The following is a 239-nucleotide window of genomic DNA, read 5'->3' as shown; positions in this document are numbered from 1 at the left end:
GCTCTAAGTCGAAGTCAACATGGACCTCAGGTTTACGCGCCACATAATAAAAGCGCGCGGCATCATTGCCGACTTCTTCACGCAGTTCACGCAGCGTCACAAACTCACCTGAACGCGATGACATCGGAACTTTTTCATCGCCGCGCCATAGAGCGACAAACTGTACCAGTACCACATCAAGACGCTCAGCATCGATTCCTAGTGCCAATAATGCGGCTTTAACACGAGGCACATAACCA

At 50.6% G+C, this 239-nt stretch carries 1 protein-coding gene; it reads right to left on the bottom strand.

Annotated elements, in window-relative coordinates; all coding sequences use genetic code 11:
* Positions 1–239: hypothetical protein (locus AAEY98_RS22645; protein WP_502959666.1), on the bottom strand; the 239-nt coding region annotated here is incomplete at both ends.

Source organism: Shewanella sp. AC91-MNA-CIBAN-0169 (assembly GCF_040310165.1).
In the GTDB taxonomy this organism is placed as follows: domain Bacteria; phylum Pseudomonadota; class Gammaproteobacteria; order Enterobacterales; family Shewanellaceae; genus Shewanella.
The sequence above is the reverse complement of the archived record's forward strand: the minus strand, read 5'-3'. Positions and strand labels throughout refer to the sequence as shown.